This window comes from Actinomadura meridiana, assembly GCF_039537545.1.
Classification (GTDB): Bacteria; Actinomycetota; Actinomycetes; order Streptosporangiales; family Streptosporangiaceae; genus Spirillospora; species Spirillospora meridiana.
This window is the reverse complement of the sequence record NZ_BAABAS010000044.1, coordinates 1-961: the sequence shown is the minus strand read 5'-3', so window position 1 is coordinate 961 and position 961 is coordinate 1. Positions and strand designations below refer to the sequence as shown.

General features: G+C 66.2%; 2 protein-coding genes. Both read left to right on the top strand.

What is annotated here, in order from left to right; all coding sequences use genetic code 11:
• A partial coding sequence (locus ABD808_RS38375; RefSeq protein ID WP_344908491.1) for a transposase occupies positions 1-310 on the top strand: 310 nt, incomplete at its 5' end.
• Between the two features lie 59 nt (positions 311-369).
• A partial coding sequence (locus ABD808_RS38370; protein WP_344908488.1) for an IS3 family transposase occupies positions 370-961 on the top strand: 592 nt, incomplete at its 3' end.

Below are 961 nucleotides of genomic sequence, written 5' to 3'. Positions count from 1 at the left end.
GGCCATGCCGTCACCACACCCGCCCGAGTTCCGGCGCCGCGCCGTCGAGTTGGCCCGCCAGGGCGACAAGTCCATGGTCCAGTTGGCCAAGGACTTGGGGATCAGCCGGTCCTGCCTGCAGAACTGGGTGAACCAGTCCGACGCCGACGACAAAGCCGCCGGCGGGAAAGGCGGTGGTGACCGCCTGACCACCGCGGAGAAGAAGGAGCTGGCCGAGCTGCGGCGGCGTAACCGGCAACTGGAGACCGAGAACGAGATCCTCAAGCGGGCGGCCGCGTACTTCGCCCGTGAAAATGTACTCCCAAAGTAATCTACTCGCTGGTCCGTGAACTCGCCGACGGCTCCATCCCGGTCGCGGTGGCCTGCCGAGTGCTGAACGTCTCCACTTCGGGATATTACGATTGGCTCGGCCGGCCCGAGCCGCCCCGCACGCTGCGGAACAAGGAACTGACGAAAATGATCCGTGAAATCCACGCCGATTCCCGGGGCAGTTACGGCTCTCCTCGTGTGCACGCAGAACTCACGCTGGGGCTGGGTGAGCGGATCAACCGCAAGCGGGTGGAACGGCTGATGCGCCAGGCCGGGCTGCAGGGCGTCTACCGGCGCCGGGGGCGCCGCAACCTGGTGAACGCCGCGACCGAGGAGGACCTGGTGCAGCGCCGGTTCGACGTCGCGGGCCCGGACCGGCTGTGGCTGACCGATATAACCGAGCACCCGACCGGAGAGGGGAAATTGTACTGTGCGGCGGTCATGGACGCCTATTCCAGGCGGATCATCGGCTGGTCGATCGGCGACCGCCAGGACACCGATCTCGTGGTCAATGCCCTAGCGATGGCCGTGACGCGACGTAACCCGGCGAGCGGCTCCACGATCCTGCATTCCGATCACGGGACGCAGGGCGGATTCAACTGGTCGTCGCAACACCTCGTAGTCGGAGGTGGTGCTGGTGGGTTTGGGGAAG